Here is an 18430-nt window from a genome sequence, read left to right as displayed (position 1 = left end):
AACAGGTCACGCTCTTCAGTAACGCGCTTCAAGTCCTTCTGTAGACGTCGGATCTCCGCAGCATCATCGGACTCCTTGCGATGCGCTTCTGAGTTAGGGCCGTAACGCTTAATCCATGCGTAAAGGCTATGAGTTGTTGTGCCTAGCCGTTGGGCCACATCGGCTACGCTGTGACCCGATACCGTGACCTGCTTAACCGCTTCAATCTTGAACTCTTCTGGATAACGCTGCTTGCTCATAAACACCTCTCTTTGTGCCATTTTCTATGGCTAAAAGGTGTCTAGCAAACTGGGGGCGATTCAAATGGCTCGGGGCAAAAAAGACTACTCAATACTCGTTATCAAGCACGGGTTCGCAGCGATGTTGTTTTCGCTGATCTCTGGATTCGTGATGATCTTCAGCATGCTAGGCGGAATTTCGCTTAGCCCAATTCCAGTGCTCATAGATGTAACGATCCCAGGTACGCCAGACGGATGGAGGGTTGTTCACGTAGGGATGATGCTAAATGGTGTCATGGCCGTAGCAATTGGTTGCGCCTCTAGTGTGTTGGGTGTTCCTGAAGTGAGGTTGAAGAAGGTGGTGTGGGGTACGGTAATCGCGGTTTGGGGTAACTGTATGTTCTACCTGTTTGGCATGTTTGCGCCGAATAGAGGGGTAACGCTAGAGGGGAACAGTTTGGGTGAATTTAGTGTGTTCGGAGTCCTGGCATTTATTCCCGCATTCATCGGCGCCCTAACGTTAATTTACGCAGTGTATTCACTATTAACTACGCAGAAAGATTGAACACAAAAGGCAACGAACATGACTTCAATGTGTGTAGAGACAAACGAATATCTACCTATCTACAACAAGCAGAGATCCGCTTTTGAGAAGAATAAGTACTTATCGTCCAGCGAGCGTAAGGCTTATCTAAAGGCGCTGATCAAGGCGGTAGAAGCAAATAAGCCGGAGATCATTGGCGCCTTAAATGCCGATTTCGGTGTTAGATCAACAGAGGAAACGCGACTATCTGAAATTTCCAGCTCTATCTCAAATTTAGAATACGCAAGAGCAAACGTCGCGAAGTGGATGGGCACCGAAAGACGTCATACAGGCATTTGGTTTTGGCCGGCGTCCAATAGATTGATGCCGCAACCGATAGGTGTTGTGGGGATAATTGTTCCCTGGAACTACCCGATTAATATTGCGCTATCGTGTATGGCTTCTGCCTTGGCGGCTGGAAATAGATGTATTGTCAAGATGTCGGAATGCACTCCAAATTCTGAGGCAGTGCTTAGAAAGATTGTTGCCGAGGTCTTCGATGAGGATCATGTCTCTATCGTCGGGGGTGATGCAAGCGCCTCTGCTCGTTTTACCGAAATCCCGTTTGATCATATTTTGTTTACAGGCTCGACGCGCGTTGGTCAACTGATAATGGCAGCGGCGTCTAAAAATCTGACCCCGGTGACATTGGAATTGGGTGGCAAGAGTCCAGTTATTGTAGATAGTGGTTACCCGATTGATCATGTGGCGAAGAAGGTTTTGTGGGGTAAGACATACAATGCCGGACAAACATGCATTGCACCAGACTATATCCTGCTACCGAAAGGGACTGCTAAAGATTTTTCCATCTGGATGACGCGACTATTTAGCGAACGATTTCCGGCTGGTATCGCCTCTGAGGACTATACGTCGATAATCAATCGCGCAACTTATGATCGGCTAAGTAAGCTCATTGACTCTGAAGACTTGTGTGCTGATGAAGTAATACAGGTCGAACAGCCGAATGAAGAAAATATATCAAAGAGAAAATTCCCGCTCACTTTGGTGCTGAACCCCAGTCCAGAAAGTCGCTTGATGAAAGAAGAGATATTTGGGCCAATTCTTCCAGTTATCGAAGTTGATAGTGTGGGCGACGCTATTGATTTCGTAAATGACCGGGATCGACCTCTGGCTTTGTATCTGTTTAGTGACTCTGGTTCTTTGCAAGACGAGGTTTTGTATAAAACGCATGCTGGTGGCACGACTATCAACGACGTGTTGCTTCATTACCTTCAGCCTGCCCAGCCTTTCGGCGGCATCGGTAAGAGTGGATTTGGTACATACCACGGATACGAGGGGTTTAGAACATTTTCTCACAACAAGCCAATCGTAAAGCAAAGAAGTCTACTTGGCTTTTCGGGTGTTGAGCTCTTGTACCCGCCTTACACAAAGTTGGCAAAAAGCCTTATATCGATGATGAAGGGATAATTAGATAGCGCATGAAGATGCCGCATAACACCCGCTTCTCCGGGCTTGTCGGCTTAATCTTTATGGGTACATCTAAATGGAGTGGTAACAATTTAATTGTTAATTCCATACTTTGGGTTGGTGATTCTTTGACTCGGTATATGCAATCATCAACTCTCGTTATAGAGGAGTTCGATAGCTATGATGAATAATAATTCAAATCATCCTATGCATGACTTTCCGGTTAGGCCACTGCAGTTCCAGCTTGAGAACGTAAGGCATGGTGATCCGTTATGGAGCCGGACTAAGCCGGAGTTCTCGGCGTTTATAAATGCCCTTGGTGTACACGTGCCGTACTTTGAAAGGTACTTGATTCTTTCGCTTTCCAAGGCGAAGAAGTTGATTGAGGATGATAGGTTGCTGAAAGATGTTTCAGCGATCATTGGTCAAGAAGGCCACCATGCGAAAAATTTTATCGCGGTAAACCGTTGGCTCGCCGAGCGGTATCCAGAGATAGAGCGTCTGGATAGAGAGGCAAGAGAATACTTTAGTGAGCATGCAAAAAAGGATGGCCTTAAAAAGCTCCTCGGTTTCACCGCAGGCTATGAAACGTTCACATTCTTGGGCGGGATGATTGTACTCGATAAGCATGATGAATGGTTTAAAGACGCCGACGACGTTATGAAGGCGCTTTGGATTTGGCATCAGGTCGAGGAAGTAGAGCACGGCGCTGTTGCTTTTGAGGTATATAAGTATCTGTACGGTGAGCATGAGTGGTATCGAAAATGGATGGTGCTTTTTGCGTTAATACACATCGCTGGAGAAACGCTGAAAGCATACTGGGCTATCGCCAAGAAGGAGCGTTGGCTGAGAAATCCGTTCGTCGCGGTAAAGAAAATGGGCTTCTGTGTAGTTAGCCTCCTAAGGTTTCTAAAGTCGGCGCTTCCAGTATTTAGTCGAAACTATCATCCAAAAAACCACCCGATGGTTACATGTAGCCAGAACCCGATTCAGGTTGCGTGGCGAAACTATGAGAAAAAGGGTGGCGACGTACTTGAGATTGACCATCATCGCATGGCTGAGATGATGGGCTTGGCAAAACTTTCTTAATAATAAGGTCTTGATTGTAATGGAGATTAATTTCCGTTTCCGTGAGAGCGATGGCACGGTAAAAGATGTTGTGGCAAATAAAGGCGATATCCTCATGGAGGTTGCTAAGGAAAACCTCATTGTTGGAATTGATGCTGATTGCGGCGGTGGGTGTGCCTGTGGAACCTGCCGGATATATGCAGACAACGATCTCGAAGGAGTTTTAGGTGATCCGGACGCCATGGAATCTTCAATGCTGGACTTTACAGCAGAAGGTGATCGACCTCAGCGCTTATCTTGTCAAATTTCAGTAACAGAGATCCTTCAGGACAAGACAATTGAGGTCGTAGTGTAGTTCGTACGAAGCTTCACTGGCAGGAATAATTATAAATAGGAACGACAATGGATAACTATCGCTTCCGTCTATCTGCATGGGTAATGAAAAACAGATTTTATGTTGCAATGATGTTTGCAATGGTGACTGTTTTTTTTGCCTACGGTATGAAAGGCTTGACAATCAAAACGGTTTTCTCAGACCTTCTTCCAAAAGATGATCCATATGTTCAGGTGTTTGACGAACACCCGAATTTCGGTAATCCATTGACTGTTACCGTCATGATAAAAAACGTTAACGGGTCAATCTATAACGAGGATACCTTAAGCAAAGTCTGGAACTTCACCAGGGAAATAGATTTGGTTCCTGGTATTAATCATGACTCGTTGATTTCCATTGCTACCGAAAAAGCACGGTATGCGGAGGCAACTCCTTACGGTGTGGATATGCGGCCGCTTATGGGGGATAAAGTTCCGAGCGGTGCTGAAGCGCTAGACGAATTTCGCAAACGCGTTGAGCAAAGCCCGAATGTACGGACCTTCTACGTATCTCGTGATGAAAGCGCAACAATTATCACTGCCGCATTCCTAGAGAACCTCCTTGACTATGACGTAGTATTTCAATCGGTTAATGAGCTAGCAGATAATTACAGAGACGATGGTCACGAGGTGTATGTTGTTGGCCAGCCGATGCTAACAGGCTGGGTCTATAAGCTTCAGAACCAGACATATGCGATTTTCGCGATTACGTTGATCGCGCTTATCGTTGCTCTTGGTCTGTATATGAAAAATTTGGCCGGCACATTAACGCCGATCATTTGTAGTGCGGTTGCGGCGGTCTGGGGTTTTGGCTTAGTTGGTTGGATATCGGCGCCGATCGAACCGCTGTTGATGATTGTACCCCTATTGTTAGTGGCACGTTCGTTTTCGCACTGCGTTCAGTTTAGTGAGCGTTTTTACGAAATCTATTCTGAAATTGGTGATAAGCGCAAGTCGGCTGAAATTACGATGGGTGTGATGATGGCTCCTTCGATACTAGGGGTTATCACGGATGCTTTGGGTATTATCTTCATCGCCATTGCACCGATTCCTGCAATGGAGCGGTTTGCGCTGTTCTGCGGTTTTTGGGCATTCTGTATTATACCTACCGGAGTGTTCCTGATTTCTATCGTACTATCATATCTGCCGACGCCGCGAAACATAGATAAGCTGGTAACTACGGGTGAGGTTCGCGGATTTCAAAAGCTGCAATTGGCGTGTTTGAAGGGGCTGGCATACTGCACGCATAGTAAACCAGCTAAGGTCACCTCTCTTGTAACATTGTTGATTGGTGCAGCGGCTATATTAATCTCATTTAGGATAGAAATAGGAAACCCTGTGGAAGGGTCTAATCTCCTATGGGAAGACTCTGAGTACAACACATCCATAAGGGCGATAAACGCGCACTTTCCTGGCGTGAATACCCTGGAAATAATACTAGAAGCCAAGGACACTAACGTCGACAACCGTGTTGCGAGAACGCCTGGTGTCGTTCAGGCTTCGATGGCGATTCAGAGTATTGTTGAATCTGATGAAACGCTACCTCCGCGCGCTACGCTTTCGTTCGCTGATTATATGATGGAGGCAAACCGTCTATTCTCGGGTGGAGATCCAAAGTGGTTGCCACTCGACCCAACCGCAGCGGCGATTCGCGCCGCGGGTACCGCAGTCGTTTTTGGCACCAATCCGGTTAACTTTTCTCATATCTCCGACTATGAGTTCCAGAACTCTACAATTTCCCTTTGGTACAAAGACAATAAGCAGGAAACCGTTGATGCGGCGTTGGCGAGTGCTCAGCGTGCAGTTGATGCAGTGGGTGTTGATCACCCGGAATTTACTGTGAGAATGGGGTCCGGCACGATTGCGCTGCAACAGGCTATGAATTCGGTCGTTAGCCGATATCACTGGGTAATACTCGGTATGCTGAATGTTGCGATTTTTGTAATTGTTGCCTTGGCGTACAAGTCTTTTCTTGCCTCTCTTGTCGTTTTAATTCCAGTTAACCTTTCCAACTTCATGCTTTCAGCGACAATGCATATATTGGGAATTGGTTTAGATATTAACTCCGTAATGGTCGCTGTGTTGGGTGTCGGTGTTGGTATCGATTACGGAATATATTTGATGTCTAGAATCTGCGAGGAGTACACGCCGGATGTAGGTTGGGCTAAGGCGTTAACCAAGTCTATTACAACGACCGGAAAGGCAATAATGTTTACTGCATCTATTATGCTGCTCGGTATCATGCCCTGGTATCTATTATCAGACTTGAAATTCATGGCCGACATGGGACTTCTACTGGTGGCGATTATGTTGATCAATATGGTGTTGTCTCTTGTTGTGCTGCCTCTGCTTATGTGGATTTTGAAGCCGAGCTTCGCGTCGCGTGACGATATTTTGGTCGGCGAATCAATCGATCTATCAATATTCAAAGAGCCAAAAAATGATAGAAATTCTGTAAGTGAAAATCCTGCGATAGCGGTTTGAAGTTGGTGTGTCAAAAATAATCAAAAGAGGAAGATTGTAATGCGTATCAAAAAATATGATCACGATTATGGGCGTAGGAAGTTAATTAAAAATATGGCGCTCGGGCTTTCCGCCGGCGTGTTAATGCCGCTTGATAGGTTGTTTGCTGCTGGCGCTGACTTATCTAAAGCCTATCCAGATGAGCTGCTCTCGATAGATATGTTAACAAAGGGAAAAATCAGCACCGGTGATTACATTACTGCTGATAACGTTGATATCGTGAAAGATTTATTAGATCCAATCGTCTTCGATCAAATAAAGACGATGGGAAGAAAAATACGTATTCGGCCAACGACTACAGATTTTAGCAAGATGTTTCCAGCTGAGTTCTACGCCAAGACGCTTGATAATATGAACAATGGCGTTAAGGCTAAGTTTGACCAGAATGGAAATGTAGTGACAGAAAAAGGGGAAAATTGGGTTGGTGGTTTGCCGTTCCCGAGCCCAAAAACAGGAGTCGAGCTTCAAGCTAACCTCGCGATGAGTTGGGGGCGGGCTGACTACAATCAATATGCGATTAACGACACGGTCATAAATCCCGATGGCAGTAAGGCCTATGATTACGAGTTTACATGGGCTGAATTACAGGTGCAGTCAAGGTTAGACGGCACTGTATTTAGAAATATGAAGGATCTGCTTAGATTCCAAACGGTATATTTCACGTCAACTCAGGATGTGGCCGGTAGCTCCTTCCTTTCTACCTGGTACTACGATCAAAACAAATTCCCTGAGCTTTACGGCTACCTGCCGCAATTTCGTCGGGTACGACAGTTCCCCACTAATCAGCGATTTGAGCCATTAATTCCCGGTGTGACTTGGTTCTTGACTGATCCATGGGCGGCAGGTGACCCAATGCTGACCTGGGGGGATTACAAGATTATCGCACGTAAGCCGATGTTGGGGCCGTTCAATGCGAAATGGAATGGTGATGATGACAACTGGCGCGCCGGCACTCATGGTGGCCCGAATGGCGACACATTCTGGGATACTGACTATGAATTGTCTCCAGAGGTGGCGATCTTAGAGTCTAAGCCGACCGGTTATCCGAGGGCGCCTGTTGGCCGTCGTCTGGCGTACGTTGATGTGCGAAACAGCATGTATGGCGGAAATATCCGTTTCGACCGCCAAAACAAGCCTTGGGTGAATTTCGAAACCAGCTTTGGCCAATACAAACTGGGTGACAAGGTTGTTCTTGGTCCTGACGGCAAAAGCCCAGCGTGGTCTTGGATAAATATACATTCATTTGACGCCCAAACCAGGCGTATGAGTCGTATCGCCCATCAGAAAGAGAACAAAGGTGGTCACAAGTCAGAATTTAGCTTTGATAACGACAAAGCCTATAGCCGATTCTTTACTCAGCAAGCTCTCCAACGCCTAGGTCAAGTGTAGGCATTGCGCCGCGGATTATTCCGCGGCGCCTTTTTCTGAGGATGTTTCTATGACACGAATTTACTTTCGCGGGCTCATTGTTGCCTTGTATTTTTTTGTTAGCTCATCACTAGCAAGTGGATATGAGATAGAGCTACTGAAAAAGGGTATACCTCATGCGGCGTTGTTCGACGTTAAGTTCTCTGGTGGAGCGGGATTAGCCGTTGGTGCAGGGGGGCTAATACTTAAAACCGACTCCAGCGGGACTACATGGGAGAAGGATGACTCTGGTACGCAGCTTGCCCTGTTGGGTGTATCCACTAATGGTGATCGGACGATCGCAGTGGGCCAGCTTGGGACAATTTTGGTTTCTGGGGATGGACATTGGAAACAGGTAGAAAGTAATACTACCGAACGTCTGTTTAGCGTATCCATGAATTCTCGCGGTGAAGCAGTAGCCGTCGGCGCCTTCGGCACTGTCGTAAAGTCTCGGGATGGTGGTAATACCTGGGCAAAGGTGAAGGTTGAATGGGCGTCGGTGTTTTCAGACCCAGAGTCGCGGTTGGGCGGATTTTTTGAGCCGAATGTTTATGACGCGTATGTAAAGGAGGACGGAAGCTTTTACATTGTTGGTGAGCTATCTCTGATGCTACGGGGGCATATCGCTAGTGATGAGATCAGTGTGCTTATGTCAGGTACTAACACCGATGAAAAAGTGTCCCCTACGCTTTCTTCAATTAGCTTCGCTACGGACAGACTCGCATATGCAGTAGGGCAGTCTGGCGTCGTATTTCGGTCAGCGGATGGCGGAAATACGTGGACGCTTCTGGACTCAAACAGCAGACAAAATTTGCTGGGCGTGGTCGCCGATGGGGAAGGCCGGGTGTTGGTTTCCGGAATGCGAACGGTGCTGATAAGTGATGATTCCGGCAAGACATGGAAAGCAATTAACGATTTCGATATCGAAACGGGTTGGTATCAGTCTGTTGCTATGTCAGACGGTGCCAGCGCGATGTATGTCGTTGGGAATAAAGCGAATATTCTAAAAATTTCTATATAATAATGGTGATTTTATGAAGTCAAAAATAATTAAGAGCCTTCTTTTTTGTGTGCCATTGGTGTCATCACATTCAATGGCGGAAATGTTTGAAGATTTTGATGTTTCTTTCAGTGGCTTTGTTCGTGCAGAAGCGGCAATTTCCACTAGTGGTCAGGAAAATCCCAATAATCAGGGTGGGATTCTTCAGAACGATCAATCTATTTCACGCCAAGCATACTTGCCGCCAGCGTTGAACCCGGTCTCAGGTGTCGGTGCGTTATTAGGCTTAGGTGGCGCTGGCGCGTGGGGCAGCACACCGCTTCCTTTCAATGACACCGTAAGACGAGGTGATTTTGTAGAAATCACAGATAACGACCTTAACTATGCTGTCATTCGTACTGAAATCGAAATGAATATGCAATTCAACTATGAATGGCGCTTTATAGCTCGCATGCGGGCTATGTTCGATCCAGAGGTATATGATGCCTTTGACGCGTCGTCCCTTTCCTCGTACCAGGGGGGCTTAGACGCGGGCCCTCATGCAGCGCCGGAGTTATATGAATCAACTCCTAGCTATTTTGACTATCTCGCTGATGAAGGTGGAAATCCGAATCCTTTGGAATGGGCTGGGCGAAACTACCAAGTCTATTTCCCGACATTTCTTCTTGAATACGCGTCAGGCGACCTGAGTATGCGCCTGGGGAACCAGCAGATTGCTTGGGGCCAAGCGATTTTCTTCCGAGTTTTTGATACTCCGAACGGGCTAGACCTGCGGCGCCATTCAATTTTGGATATGGGTCTTGAAGAGTTTTCAGATAAGCGAGTGCCCATGCTGTCTCTTCGAACGACATATCAGCTGAGTAGCAACGTCCTAGTAGACGGCTATATCGGTAGGTTTCAGCCTTCTGTGTTTGGCAATCCCAATACACCTTACAACATAATTCCTTCTCAATTTACCATTCACGACACCTACGAGTCGGGCGGATATGACGACAAATTGGCAGGTGGTATCCGTTTAAAAGGGGACTATGGGCAGTGGGGCTGGCAGGCGTCATTTGTTTCTAGATACGCGCCAGAAGGTACATTTGCCTGGACTAAATCGGGTGTTAATAAACCGCTTACAGGATTCGTAGGAGGTGTGATAAATACTGCTTACAACGCTAAGTTGCCGGCGAACTCCGTAGCATGTCCTGTGTATACAGCAGCCCTTTGCAGACGGTATGCAAACTCCGGAGAAGCAATGGCAAATACGCCATTCTCCGTGAACCCAGGTGGTGTATACACCGCTGACGAGTGGTTTCAATCGGCCGCAGACTCTCGCCTAGATGCAATTGGCGGCTTAAATGCGGCGATCGAAGAATTTGAGGCGAGTAGAGACGTATATGCGACGCCCGGTGCTACAGTCGAAGAGACTGTAGCTCAACTAAATACTTTCTTTATGGCTGCTGGTGGTTCGCTACGTGGACATCTGGAAAGGACGTATCATAGAGAGAACGACTTTGCTGTTGGGGCAAGTTACGTGGTCGACAGTGAAAATAATTTCCTGAATCAGCTGATATTTAATTTGGAAATTCAGTATACCCCGGAGCGTACTTTCACGAACCCGACGCTTTCGCAAGATGAAATAAAGGAAGACGAATATACAGTTGCGTTGGTCGTGGACAAATGGCATCGGTTTTTCGATGATCTGCCTGGAACCTACAGCGCTTACCAAGAATAGAAGCGACTTGGTTGGGCGCCATCTGAGTGGCTATGGCCGATCAAACTTGTCGGGGCTCACGCCAGGTCAGCAGACTACCGTTACCCATGAGAAGTCCGGTAACGCTAATTACTTGGTTTTTGGCTTCCTTCAGCCGACGGACAATAAAATTTTCGAAATTGAATTCGCTTCGTTGGTTGATCTTGATGGTGGCGTTCTATTCCAGCCAGGTTTGCGCTGGAATCCGGGCGATGGTTACAAGGTCGAGGCTTTCTACACGCATATTGATGGTGATGCATGGGGGGACAATCCATACTCCAACATGCTGTCATCACTCGATTTTGCAGACGAGCTTTCTATTCGTTTGACCAAGCAGTTTTAACACTACCAAATCCTTCAAGAGCCCTTTGGGACCCTTTGACCGGGTGTGCGAGCGCCCGGTCCTTTTTGGTGACGTATTATGTATGTTCAAAAATGGTCTTCTCGGCTAAGTAGAAGAGACTTTCTGAGGTACGGCACGGCGTGTGCCGGTGCGGGGATACTTGCACCTCTTTGGCCTTCGATAGCGAGGTCCGGAAATATACAGAATGTATATCCAGACGAACTCATATCTATTGATGCATATACAAAAGGCGCGATCTCTGTTGGGGATTATATAACGCAAGATAATGTCCACCTTGTTAAAGACCTGTTAGACCCAGCAAAGTATAAGCAGGTAACGGAACTTGGTAGGCGACTTAGGGTTGTTGAGACGACATTAGATTGGATGAAGATGGGCCCGTGGGAGTACCAGATGGCGACTCTGTCGAATCAGGGTAGAGCATCGTTTTCACCAGACGGGAATGTCGTTGTCGACAACGGCAAACCATGGATTGGCGGGCATCCGTTTCCGGGGGCGACCTCTGCAATAGAACTTTTTGCTGGATTAACGCTGTCTTGGGGGCGTCACGACGCAGATGTCTTCGCGATGAGAGAATACGATGTCAACGCGGAGGGGGTGGTTGATTACCAATACGATTTGGTATGGGCGGAAATGTCGCCGGTTGGTCGCTTGGTTCTCGACTCGAAGCCATATTGGAGTAAGCACCAAGATAAACTTCGCTTTAACACGGTTGTATACACTGCGCCTGAAGCTGAGAAAGGCGCTTCATATCTGAATATATGGCCCTATGATCAGAATAAGTTTCCAGATCTATATGGATACGTGCCTTATTTTAAGCGCATAAGGCAGTTTCCAACCAACCAACGCTTCGAGCCACTTGTTCCCGGCTCCTCCCTGTATTTGTCCGATGCGTGGGCCGCGGGCGATCCCTTGCATACATGGGGGAACTACAAGGTAGTCGGCAGGCAGCCGTTACTCGCTGGTGTGTCTTCTGGTTGGAATTCGGCTTCGGAAAATTGGGAGAACGGTGTTCACGGTGGGCCGAAAGGGGAGAGTTTCTTCGATAGCGTGGTTGAGATGGTTCCTGAGGCGATCATCTGTGAGGCTGAGCCAACAGGTTTTGTTAGAGCGCCGGTTAGTAAAAAGCGTGTCTGGTTTGATGCTCGGAATCAAATGCCATTGGCAATGGTTACTTATGACCGCGCGGGAGTCCCATTTAGATCGTTCGATGGTTGTTACGGCCAGTTTGTTGATGGGGAAAATGTTTTCAAAGACGGCAAGCATCCTTACTGGTCTTGGAATTACTTTCATGCCTATGAATTTCAAAGCGGAAGAATTACCCGAGTTGAACATGTTAAGGAGATTGATGGTGGTCATAAGAGCAAAGTCAACGACGAAAGTACTTATAAGCGCTATTTAACACATGCAGCCCTGTCCAGGCTGGGAAGAGCTTAAGATTATTAGAGGTACAGGTTCAATATGTCTGTTGGAATGAGGTTGGAAGGTGGCGTTGCTCACATAACGATTGATGATGGGAAAGTTAACGCAATAAGTAGTTCACTTTTGGAGCGGCTTAACTCGGTATTTGATGACGCGGTTAAGTGTGCCAGTACGATAATAATCTCCGGCCGAGAAGGGTTCTTCAGTGCAGGTTTTGACTTGAAGGAAATCTCGTTGAGGGATGAGAAGGCTAATTCCCTAGTACGAGATTGCTTTGAGTTTTTGTATAAATTATATAGCTGCCCTATCCCCACGGTGGCGGTATGTACAGGGCATGCTGTCGGGATAGGTGGTTTTATTCTTTTAGCGTGTGACTATCGTGTCGGTGTTGATGAAGATTTTACTGTTTGTCTTCCCGAAACAGCGATAGGGATGCCTTTTCCGCCTGTTTTATTTCAACTCTTGAAAAACCGAGTCGCCGTTAATTGGTTAGAACGTGTGATGCTGTATTCCTGCCGTTTGTCGGCAAAGGACTCAGTTGAAGCAGGGTTTATTGATGAGTTGAGTAGTTTAGCGTCCTGTTCTAGCAGTATTCGCGCGGTTGTCGATGATATATCAAAACTATCAATTGAATACTACAAGGTGAACAAAAGCATCTTGCGCCATGATGCATTAAATATTATTGCGGATTCGTTAGCCGATAAAGATAAAGACTATTTGTAAGAGTAATAATAAGGGTTTTACTATGAATGTTGATTATATTGGTCGAGCTTCTGAGGCATATTCTTATCCTTTGCTTATTAAGCAGCTATGGAATTCAACTTTGGTACACTCTCCCGATCAAGAGGTGGTGTACGGTGAGGATATTCGTTTTACTTATGTTGAGGTTCGACGCCGTGTAGGCCGCTTGGCATCCGCGCTTGCGTCTCTTGGGGTTGTTCCCGGTGATACCGTTGCTGTTATGGACTGGGATTCTCACCGTTACTTTGAATGTTATTCCGCTGTTCCAATGATGGGCTCAGTGTTGCAAACGGTTAACATTCGCATGTCTCCAGAGCAGATCCTGTATACGCTTGACCATTCAAAGCCGAAAGTCTTGGTGATTAACTCAGACTTTCTGGACATTTACGACGAGATATCCGCTAAATTAGATTTCGTTGATAAAATCGTGTGGGTAAGCGACGACGGAGTGCCGTGTCCTACTGACTCGCGTGTATGTGGTGAGTATGAGGCATTGCTAGAAAAGTCTGGCGATGATTATCAGTTTCCCGATTTCGACGAAGATACGATAGCGACTAGATTTTACACAACTGGCACTACAGGCAACCCGAAAGGCGTGTATTTTTCCCACCGCCAGCTAGTTCTTCATTCGCTCTCTATGATGGCCGCGCTGGGTTCATCACCGCGTGGCCAGAATTTTCATAGTGGCGATGTCTACATGCCGATCACGCCGATGTTTCACGTTCACGCGTGGGGCATTCCGTATGTAGCGCTATTACTCGGCGTGAAGCAAGTTTATCCCGGCAGGTACATTCCTAGTAGGCTTCTTAATTTAATTAAGAAGGAGGGAGTTACGTTCTCTCATTGTGTGCCAACCATCTTGCAAATGCTTTTAAATGAGTGTGACGAAAAAGACTCGTTGACAGGATGGAAGGTAATTATTGGTGGTTCTGCGCTGTCAGAGGGGCTTGCGCGCGAAGCGCTGTCAAAGGGGGTTGATGTTTTCGGTGGGTATGGCATGTCGGAGACATGTCCGCTCTTGACGTTGTCTCAACTTCGTTCCTCTTTGGGAGAGTTAACTCTGGATGAAGAGGTGCAATACCGCTGTAAAGCTGGAGTCCCAGCGCCCCTAGTTGATATGCGAACAGTAGATACATCGATGAACGATGTTGTCGGCGAGGTGAGCGGCGAAGTGGTTGTTCGGACTCCCTGGCTGACACAGGGGTATATGGGAAATGAGCAAGCCTCAGAAGCGTTGTGGTCGGGTGGGTATCTCCACACCCAAGATATCGGTGTTCTTAGTCGAGGATATTTGAAGATAACCGACAGGCTAAAAGATGTAATAAAGACAGGCGGGGAGTGGGTGTCCTCTTTAGAAATTGAGGACCTTCTGTCAACGCATGCTTCAGTAGCGGAGGCCGCTGTAATTGGCTTGCCAGATGAAAAGTGGGGTGAGCGACCGCTGGCCTTGGTTGTTGCAAGGGGGAGTAGCGTAGCTTCTGAAGAGGAGTTGAAGCGGCATCTAGCTATTTACGTTGAAAACGGCCAAATATCTCGCTACGCAATACCAGATAAAATTCTATTTGTAGAGTTAATCGAGAAAACAAGTGTCGGCAAAATTGATAAGAAACTACTGCGGGCTAAATATGGAAGCTAGTTATCTAGCTTCTATTCCACGTTGACCATATATCTATTTAGCAATGGTGAGCGTTTTTTACACAAGCGGTTGTTTAAGGCGCTACGCTTTACGATTAAAAACCGATGGGCGGGGGAAATTACGAAAGGCTTCATCGCTCCGTTGACGGTGGAAGATTGGCGCTCTTGCTGGCTGCGGTCTTGCAGTGATGTGTGCCTAGAACACCGAGTGTGGCGTTGAGCCGCTTTCGATATGAAGCGGCATACGAACAATATAGGGAGCCTATATTGTTAATCTGAGTATTGGTACTAGGAAGCATAGCTATCTGAAAATTACTGGCAGCATCAAGAAAGTACTTCGTTATAAGTACAGGAGTTGAGTGCATGGAAGTAGTAAATTATAGAATGGCGACATTGGTTGATTTTGCAAACCGAGATTTTGCCTGCAGTGACTGGATTAATGTTGATCAGCAGATAATTGACGGCTTTGCCGACGCGACTGGAGATCACCAGTGGATCCATGTCGATGCTGAACGATGTGTTAAGGAAAGCCCTTTCGGCGCGCCGATAGCGCATGGATTTTTGACGCTGTCTCTACTTGCCAAATTGCTTATGGATGTTGGTCTGATTCCGGTGGATGCTACTCAGGCAGTTAATGTGGGCGTTAATAATGTCCGTTTTTTTAGTCCCGTGCGTGAAGGCAAGCGTGTTCGTGCGCGTGTGAAAATTGGAGTAGTTCAAGATAAAGGAAAAGGGCGGTTTCTAATTGAGACCCATAATGTCCTGGAGGTGGAGAACGAGCCAGATGCGGCTCTCATTGCCGATATCACTGTTATGGTGTTTGGTGCTACGCACGAAAAGGGAGTTTCGAATGACGAAGCAGTCTGATAAACCCGATAGCAGTGTTGCTGATGTGATACTCGGCCCGAACCCAATTGTGGGGTTCCGTGCAACAGATGTTGTTCGCGAAACTGCTCGCGCTGTTGGTATTGCATTGCGTCAGCCTCGCTTGACAGGCATCGCCGCTAAAGACATCGCAAATGAATGGATCAAAGTCCTCAAGGATGATTCGGACCTTTCTCCTGCGCAACGCGACACTCGTTTTGCAGACCCTGAGTGGATGGATAATAAAGCCTATCGTCAATGGCTACAGGCTTATCTGGCTTGGGTCGAAGGTATTAATCATTGGGTCGATGAGCAGTCGGAGATTAGTCCGTTCGCACAAAACCGACTGAAGTTTCTTGCTGGTTTAATAAACGACGCTATCGCGCCTTCGAACTTTCCATGGCAGCCTGTTGCGTTTCGTAAGATGAAGGAAACTCGTGGCGCCAGCGCTAGAGCAGGCCTGCGAAACTTTCTAAAAGATCTTCGTGAGAATCGCGGACTGCCTGCGCAAGTAGACACCTCACGTTTTAAGCGTGGCGACAATGTTGCCAATACACCCGGTGCAGTAGTCGCTCGAACTGAAGTATTCGAACTGATCCAATATAATGCTACTCAGGAAAAAGCTCACGCGATTCCCCTGTTGATTGTTCCTCCCCAGATCAATAAATATTACGTGTTTGATCTTAGTCCCGAAAAGAGTGTGGTAAGGGGGTTATTGGATGCAGGTTTTCAAGTGTTCGTCGTGAGTTGGCGTAACCCCGGGCCTGAGCATGCGCATTGGGGATTGTCGGAGTATTCGGCAGGTATCGAGTTGGCGGTTTCTGTGGCCTGTAATATTACGGGGCAGAAAAAGGTCAATTTGTTTGGTGCTTGTGCTGGTGGTATCACACTTGCTTCGTTTGCGGCGGCCCGACTTGCAGTGGGCGATACACGTATTAATTCGATGAGCCTGTTAGTGAATGTGCTGGACACCGGCGCTTTAGGCGATAGCAGTCTAGGTTTGTTTGCGAGCCCTCGTGCTCTAAAAGCCGCGAAACGTTTGTCTAAGCGTAAAGGCGTGCTAGACGGCAAGGAAATGGCGACCGCCTTTGCGTGGTTGCGTCCTAATGATCTAATTTGGAATTACTGGGTTAATAACATCCTCCTCGGAAATTCGCCTCCGGCGTTTGACGTGCTGTACTGGAATGGGGATAGCACGCGATTACCCGCGTGTTTACACGCGCAGTTCCTTGATATATACAAAAATAATGCACTGACTAAGCCTGGTGCGTTACGCCTACAGGGCGTTCCCGTTGACCTAACTAAAATAAGTTGCGACAACTACATTGTTGCAGGTACTACCGACCATATTACGCCCTGGAAGGCCTGTTATCGCAGTACGCAGTTATTGGGTGGCGATAGTACTTTTGTACTTTCAAACAGCGGGCATATCCAGAGTATTCTAAACCCGCCGGGAAAGAAAAAAGCAGAGTTTTGGGCTGGGGGTGAAACCGTCGCTGATGCTGATGAATGGCGTGCGGCGGCGGAACATGTTGACGGCAGTTGGTGGCCACATTGGCATGCCTGGCTGGGTAAGCGTTCAGGGCGAAAAAAGGCTGTCGGCAACAGTGTTGGTAATGACGCCTATCCGGCTATCGAGGCCGCACCGGGAACTTATATACATGGTTGAGGGACAACAGGGGCTACTCCGAGTTTCGCACTCCCGCCGCTCCAGGCTGCTGGAGGCGCAGAGTAATGCAAATATCGATATTCGGCATGCGAAGATAGGTCGGGCTCGTATACGTTATGCGGTGAAAGCCGGTATCGGTGAGCCCTTGTTGTTGTGCAACGGAATTGGCGCCAATTTAGAATTGACGTTGCCGCTCCTGAAGTGCTTGGAGTGTCCTGTCGTAGTCCTCGATGTACCAGGCACAGGTGGGTCCGATTCATCTCTTTTTTGGCCCAGCCTTAGACGTTACAGTCGCTTTGCTGTGAGAGTATTGGATCATGCAGGCTACACAGGGCGATTTGCTTTGGCTGGTGTATCTTGGGGTGGCGGCCTGGCGCAGCAGATAGCGAAGCTAGAGAAAGAGCGTGTTAGCCACTTGATACTGATGGCCACCAGTCCAGGAATTATCATGCTTCCTGGTCGGTTCGGCGCCATTCTTAAGATGGCCACGCCCCGGCGCTATTTGTCGCGTGGTTACATGGCCCAGAATGCCAGTGTTATTTACGGCGGCGAGCTACGCAACTCTCCGCACAAAGCGGTTGAGCACGCGCGACTTGTTATGCCGCCGACAGGGCTGGCGTATGTCCAGCAGCTACTTGCCATGTGGGGCTTCACGAGCTTGCCCTGGTTGAATAAGCTGAATTGTCCGGCGCTAATTATTTGTGGCGATGATGATCCACTAATTCATCCTGGTAACGGGCGCATACTGGCATGCCTGATTCCGAGTGCGGAATTGTACGTCATGCGTGGTGCCGGGCATTTGTTTATGACAATGCAGGCAGAAAAAACGGCAGAGCTAATCAACCAACACATTACGCATGACCTTCCTATTGAATAGTTTAGTAGGCGCTTAGTAGAGCGTTCGAAGATGACAACTATTTTCCGTTAAATAGCGAGATATCTAGCCCGAGCGTCCTTCTGAATCAGTTGAGGGCGGATGAGAAAAGACAAGACATTTAATAGCCGTTATTAGAGCGGCATTACATTCGCAGTATTGCGACGACTAGGAGGTTAAGCTACCGGCGTATGAAGTCTCGCCAAGTAGGCTTCGTGACTTTTCGTCAATGAGTTAATGCAATACTCCCATGCGGCCACAACATTGGAATTCCAATCAGAGCGCCTCCAACAATTAATACCCAAGCTTCACATACGTAGCGTAGAGCTCCACCTGTCGCTCCAACTCCCATGAAGTGAATCAGCACCATACGCGCCTTGAACATGGCTATCGCGATAATTTGGGTGTGTAGCCAAGGGGCCTCCCCTCGGCTCAATGCATGTTGATCTTGCCCAATTTTCATTGAGTAGATTGTAGCAATAATCAAGACAAGCCAAATCAGTGTGGTCTTTCGCATGAAAAACGCT

17 protein-coding genes are annotated in these 18430 nt (G+C 47.5%); 15 read left to right on the top strand and 2 right to left on the bottom strand.

Features of this window, described 5'->3' with window-relative positions; all coding sequences use genetic code 11:
• A partial coding sequence (locus H573_RS0112865; protein ID WP_027874641.1) for an IS3 family transposase occupies positions 1-239 on the bottom strand: 239 nt, incomplete at its 3' end.
• A 37-nt stretch (positions 240-276) separates the two neighbouring features.
• Between H573_RS0112865 and H573_RS0112860 the strand changes: the two genes are divergently transcribed.
• The 15 genes from H573_RS0112860 to H573_RS19360 all read left to right on the top strand — a co-directional run bounded on the left by H573_RS0112860 (position 277) and on the right by H573_RS19360 (position 17906).
• Positions 277-783 (top strand): styrene oxide isomerase, encoded by a 507-nt coding sequence (locus H573_RS0112860; RefSeq protein WP_154653897.1) that lies wholly within the window; start codon positions 277-279, stop codon positions 781-783.
• 18 nt (positions 784-801) lie between these two features.
• Positions 802-2229, top strand: a complete 1428-nt coding sequence (locus tag H573_RS18130) for a coniferyl aldehyde dehydrogenase (RefSeq protein ID WP_051171278.1) — start codon at positions 802-804, stop codon at positions 2227-2229.
• A gap of 180 nt (positions 2230-2409) precedes the next feature.
• A complete protein-coding gene (locus H573_RS19105) occupies positions 2410-3318 on the top strand; it encodes a metal-dependent hydrolase (protein WP_051171277.1) in 909 nt (302 codons plus the stop codon).
• Between the two features lie 19 nt (positions 3319-3337).
• Complete coding sequence (locus H573_RS0112845; RefSeq protein WP_027874639.1) at positions 3338-3652, top strand: 2Fe-2S iron-sulfur cluster-binding protein; 315 nt, start codon at positions 3338-3340, stop codon at positions 3650-3652.
• 47 nt (positions 3653-3699) lie between these two features.
• Positions 3700-6153, top strand: coding sequence for an efflux RND transporter permease subunit (locus tag H573_RS18120; protein ID WP_051171276.1), 2454 nt, complete (start codon positions 3700-3702; stop codon positions 6151-6153).
• 39 nt (positions 6154-6192) lie between these two features.
• Positions 6193-7581, top strand: coding sequence for a DUF1329 domain-containing protein (locus H573_RS0112835; protein ID WP_027874638.1), 1389 nt, complete (start codon positions 6193-6195; stop codon positions 7579-7581).
• Positions 7582-7630: 49 nt separating this feature from the next.
• On the top strand, positions 7631-8620 hold the full coding sequence (locus H573_RS0112830; protein ID WP_027874637.1) for a WD40/YVTN/BNR-like repeat-containing protein: 990 nt from the start codon (positions 7631-7633) through the stop codon (positions 8618-8620).
• Positions 8621-8633: 13 nt separating this feature from the next.
• The gene (locus tag H573_RS0112825; RefSeq protein WP_154653896.1) at positions 8634-10319 is read left to right on the top strand and encodes a DUF1302 family protein; all 1686 of its coding nucleotides are present in this window, start codon (positions 8634-8636) and stop codon (positions 10317-10319) included.
• Positions 10320-10365: 46 nt separating this feature from the next.
• Positions 10366-10680, top strand: a complete 315-nt coding sequence (locus tag H573_RS0112820; protein ID WP_161624266.1) for a hypothetical protein — start codon at positions 10366-10368, stop codon at positions 10678-10680.
• Between the two features lie 78 nt (positions 10681-10758).
• Entirely contained in the window at positions 10759-12135 is a 1377-nt protein-coding gene (locus H573_RS0112815) for a DUF1329 domain-containing protein (RefSeq protein ID WP_036256731.1), read from the top strand.
• Between the two features lie 24 nt (positions 12136-12159).
• Positions 12160-12843 (top strand): crotonase/enoyl-CoA hydratase family protein, encoded by a 684-nt coding sequence (locus H573_RS19365; RefSeq protein ID WP_084498064.1) that lies wholly within the window; start codon positions 12160-12162, stop codon positions 12841-12843.
• A 22-nt stretch (positions 12844-12865) separates the two neighbouring features.
• Positions 12866-14497, top strand: a complete 1632-nt coding sequence (locus H573_RS0112805; protein WP_027874632.1) for a fatty acid--CoA ligase — start codon at positions 12866-12868, stop codon at positions 14495-14497.
• A gap of 362 nt (positions 14498-14859) precedes the next feature.
• Positions 14860-15363: a MaoC/PaaZ C-terminal domain-containing protein gene (locus tag H573_RS18115; RefSeq protein ID WP_051171275.1), complete on the top strand. Its 504-nt coding sequence runs from the start codon at positions 14860-14862 to the stop codon at positions 15361-15363.
• Positions 15347-17029 carry an alpha/beta fold hydrolase gene (locus H573_RS0112795; protein ID WP_027874631.1) on the top strand — a complete coding sequence of 561 codons (1683 nt, stop codon included), beginning with the start codon at positions 15347-15349 and terminating at the stop codon, positions 17027-17029. The genes H573_RS18115 and H573_RS0112795 overlap by 17 nt, the downstream gene beginning before the upstream one ends.
• Positions 16920-17906 (top strand): alpha/beta fold hydrolase, encoded by a 987-nt coding sequence (locus H573_RS19360; RefSeq protein WP_084498063.1) that lies wholly within the window; start codon positions 16920-16922, stop codon positions 17904-17906. Before H573_RS0112795 ends, H573_RS19360 begins: the two co-directional genes overlap by 110 nt.
• Positions 17907-18129: 223 nt before the next feature.
• Here H573_RS19360 and H573_RS19895 read toward each other — a convergent pair whose 3' ends face one another.
• The gene (locus tag H573_RS19895) at positions 18130-18420 is read right to left on the bottom strand and encodes a cytochrome C oxidase subunit IV family protein (protein ID WP_027874629.1); all 291 of its coding nucleotides are present in this window, start codon (positions 18418-18420) and stop codon (positions 18130-18132) included.
• Positions 18421-18430 lie beyond the last annotated feature (10 nt).

It is taken from the genome of Neomelitea salexigens DSM 19753, assembly GCF_000422345.1.
In the GTDB taxonomy this organism is placed as follows: domain Bacteria; phylum Pseudomonadota; class Gammaproteobacteria; order Pseudomonadales; family Spongiibacteraceae; genus Spongiibacter; species Spongiibacter marinus_A.
The sequence above is the reverse complement of the archived record's forward strand: the minus strand, read 5'-3'. Positions and strand labels throughout refer to the sequence as shown.

What these genes read in the sequence shown, in the direction of transcription:
- H573_RS18130 (WP_051171278.1), top strand. Translation starts at nt 802, where the DNA reads ATGACTTCAATGTGTGTAGAGACAAACGAATATCTACCTATCTACAAC.
- H573_RS19105 (WP_051171277.1), top strand. Translation starts at nt 2,410, where the DNA reads ATGATGAATAATAATTCAAATCATCCTATGCATGACTTTCCGGTTAGG.
- H573_RS0112845 (WP_027874639.1), top strand. Translation starts at nt 3,338, where the DNA reads ATGGAGATTAATTTCCGTTTCCGTGAGAGCGATGGCACGGTAAAAGAT.
- H573_RS18120 (WP_051171276.1), top strand. Translation starts at nt 3,700, where the DNA reads ATGGATAACTATCGCTTCCGTCTATCTGCATGGGTAATGAAAAACAGA.
- H573_RS0112835 (WP_027874638.1), top strand. Translation starts at nt 6,193, where the DNA reads ATGCGTATCAAAAAATATGATCACGATTATGGGCGTAGGAAGTTAATT.
- H573_RS0112830 (WP_027874637.1), top strand. Translation starts at nt 7,631, where the DNA reads ATGACACGAATTTACTTTCGCGGGCTCATTGTTGCCTTGTATTTTTTT.
- H573_RS0112825 (WP_154653896.1), top strand. Translation starts at nt 8,634, where the DNA reads ATGAAGTCAAAAATAATTAAGAGCCTTCTTTTTTGTGTGCCATTGGTG.
- H573_RS0112815 (WP_036256731.1), top strand. Translation starts at nt 10,759, where the DNA reads ATGTATGTTCAAAAATGGTCTTCTCGGCTAAGTAGAAGAGACTTTCTG.
- H573_RS19365 (WP_084498064.1), top strand. Translation starts at nt 12,160, where the DNA reads ATGTCTGTTGGAATGAGGTTGGAAGGTGGCGTTGCTCACATAACGATT.
- H573_RS0112805 (WP_027874632.1), top strand. Translation starts at nt 12,866, where the DNA reads ATGAATGTTGATTATATTGGTCGAGCTTCTGAGGCATATTCTTATCCT.
- H573_RS18115 (WP_051171275.1), top strand. Translation starts at nt 14,860, where the DNA reads ATGGAAGTAGTAAATTATAGAATGGCGACATTGGTTGATTTTGCAAAC.
- H573_RS0112795 (WP_027874631.1), top strand. Translation starts at nt 15,347, where the DNA reads ATGACGAAGCAGTCTGATAAACCCGATAGCAGTGTTGCTGATGTGATA.
- H573_RS19360 (WP_084498063.1), top strand. Translation starts at nt 16,920, where the DNA reads ATGCCTGGCTGGGTAAGCGTTCAGGGCGAAAAAAGGCTGTCGGCAACA.
- H573_RS19895 (WP_027874629.1), bottom strand. Translation starts at nt 18,420, where the DNA reads ATGCGAAAGACCACACTGATTTGGCTTGTCTTGATTATTGCTACAATC.